We start from the raw sequence: 2,260 nt of genomic DNA on the forward strand, positions 1-2,260 counted from the left end.
GGCTTGTCGTCTTGGCCGGGGGGCCTTCCTGGTGCTTCCGGGGCGGCGGTAGGAGTGTTGGGCCGCGCGAGACGTCGGGCCGGCCGACTTCTCGCGCGAGGATCGGATGGAGGGGCAGGGGTGGGACGTCTGTTGAGGACGGTGTCCGGGGTTCGCTGGGGAGAGCTGCGCGATGTGACCGGGGCTCCGGCCGGCCGCATTCCCCCGCTACTGTCCCGGATCGCCTACGGGGACGAGGGCTCGGCCCGCAGGGCTGTCGGTGAACTGGCCGATGTCGTCTGCGCGCTGGGGTTCGTCGTCGGCGAGGTGACGGCTCCCACAGTCCCGTTCCTGCTCGAACTGGTCGGGGCGCCGCACGTGGTCTGCAAGGCCGAGTTGTTGGACCTGCTGGGAAGCATCTGCCAGGCCGACCAGTGGCACTCCGCCGCCGCGGCAGCCGGCGACCGGCACGGCGCGAGCCGTCGGCCGCAGGTCGACTTGGAGGCGGCCGCGAGGAGGGCCGTCCACGCGGGTTGGTCCGTCATCGTGGGTGTGGCCTCCTCCGTGCGGCCGGAGGAGGCTGGGGCTGCGCGGAGGCTGCTGCGGGTGATGGACGACGCTCCGCCGTTTCCGGAGGCGTGACCGGGGACCGGTGGTCGCGGGGTGGTCCTCAGGTGTCGAAGGTGATGGCGGGCGTCCCGGAGTTCCGGGTGAGGAAGTGCAGCAGCTCGGCGAAGCCGCGCGCGTCGTCGAGGGCCTTGTGGGTGTGCCGCACGCCGCCGAGCCAGTGCGGGGGCAGTGCCGGTGCCGGGAGGTCCGCGGGCGGTCGGCCGGTCAGTGCCGCCGTGTACGAGCGCAGGCACAGGGCCGGGCCGTGGAAGAGGAGATCCTGCTCGTAGGGGCCCTGGTGCAGCCCGAAGGAGGTGAACCGGCGCAGGTAGTAGTCGATCCAGGTTCCGTCGAACGACAGGGGTGCCGCGGCGAACGCCCGCCGGCCGGGCAGGGACCGGACCCACTCGACGTACCTGGTCATGACGTCGGTGACGGGCTCCGGGTTCGTCGTCGCGGCCTCCCAGGCGCCCGGCTCGGAGTCGAACCATTCCTTCGTGCGCGGGTTCGGGGCCGATCCGGGAAGCGGTTCGAGGACGGCTTCGAACTCGCCGAAGGTCCGGCCGTCCATGGTCGTGGCCACGGACGCGAAGGACCGCATCGAGTTCGGTCCCGGCCACGGGCCGTCCACCTCGATGTCGGTCACCACGTAGGTCCAGTCGCTGAGTTCGGTCATGCGGCCGACGGTACCGCCACGGCCTCCCCCGTCGGTGCGGGTTCACGCGAAGCGGTTGCCTCCGGTGGTCCCGTTTGATGGGCTGGTCGGATGGGGCACACGGGGCAGGAGAGCCGGACGGCGAGGTACGACCGGATCGGCGTCGGGTACCGGCAGGTCCGTCGGCCCGATCCGCGGCTGTACGCGTTGATCGGGTCGGCGCTGCGGGGAGCGCGCACGGTGGTCAACGTCGGTGCGGGGGCGGGGTCGTACGAGCCGGAGGACGCCGAGGTCACGGCCGTCGACCCGTCGCAGGTCATGCTCGACCAGCATCCGGGGGAGCGGAAGGTCAAGGCCTCGGCCGAGCAACTGCCCTTCGAGGACGGGGCGTTCGACGCGGCGATGGCCGTCCTGACCGTCCACCACTGGTCGGACCCGCGGCGCGGGCTGGCCGAGCTGCGGCGGGTCGCGAGGCGGCAGGCGGTGTTCACCTGGGATCCGGCGCACCGGCCGCAGCTGTGGCTGCTGGAGGACTACCTGCCGGAGATCAGGGAGTTGGAGGACTCCCGCTTCACGCCGCTGGAGCAGGTGGTGGAGGCCCTGGACGCGCACACCGTGCTGCCCTTCCCCGTTCCCTGGGACTTCACCGACGGCTTCCAGATCGCCCACTGGCGGCGGCCCGAGCACTACCTGGACTCGGTGGTCCGGCAGGCCAGTTCGACCTTCGCGCAGCTGCCGCCGGAGGTGGTCGAGCCGGCCGTCGAGCGGCTGCGGGCCGACCTCGCCTCGGGGGCGTGGCACCGGCGGTACGCCGACCTGCTCGACCGGGACAGCATGGACTACGGCTACCGCCTGGTCCTCGCCGGCGAGCGGCCGGCCGGGTAGGCGTTGTCGGCGGCTGCCGCCGCACAGGAAGTCGGCTCGGCGACTCTGCTGGCGAAGTATTCGATCTAGGTCAGGCTCAGGCCGTTGTTGCGATGCCGTGTTGGGTGCAGAGTGTGTGGATGCGGGTGGGGC

The 2,260-nt window shown here is 72.1% G+C and carries 3 protein-coding genes; 2 read left to right on the top strand and 1 reads right to left on the bottom strand.

The window, feature by feature from the left end:
- The first annotated feature begins 120 nt into the window (after positions 1–120).
- The gene (locus tag ACFU7Z_RS38855) at positions 121–621 is read left to right on the top strand and encodes a hypothetical protein (RefSeq protein ID WP_375876956.1); all 501 of its coding nucleotides are present in this window, start codon (positions 121–123) and stop codon (positions 619–621) included.
- A gap of 28 nt (positions 622–649) precedes the next feature.
- Here ACFU7Z_RS38855 and ACFU7Z_RS38860 read toward each other — a convergent pair whose 3' ends face one another.
- On the bottom strand, positions 650–1,264 hold the full coding sequence (locus tag ACFU7Z_RS38860) for a hypothetical protein (protein ID WP_380782874.1): 615 nt from the start codon (positions 1,262–1,264) through the stop codon (positions 650–652).
- 90 nt (positions 1,265–1,354) lie between these two features.
- On the opposite strand from ACFU7Z_RS38860, the gene ACFU7Z_RS38865 reads away from it, so the two are divergent.
- Complete coding sequence (locus ACFU7Z_RS38865) at positions 1,355–2,128, top strand: class I SAM-dependent methyltransferase (RefSeq protein WP_380782876.1); 774 nt, start codon at positions 1,355–1,357, stop codon at positions 2,126–2,128.
- Positions 2,129–2,260 lie beyond the last annotated feature (132 nt).

The sequence above is a fragment of the Kitasatospora sp. NPDC057518 genome (assembly GCF_042802075.1).
Taxonomy (GTDB): Bacteria; Actinomycetota; Actinomycetes; order Streptomycetales; family Streptomycetaceae; genus Kitasatospora.

Bases quoted from the DNA above. Each gene is read 5' to 3' on its own strand.
- ACFU7Z_RS38860 (WP_380782874.1), bottom strand. From the start codon at position 1,264: ATGACCGAACTCAGCGACTGGACCTACGTGGTGACCGACATCGAGGTG.
- ACFU7Z_RS38865 (WP_380782876.1), top strand. From the start codon at position 1,355: ATGGGGCACACGGGGCAGGAGAGCCGGACGGCGAGGTACGACCGGATC.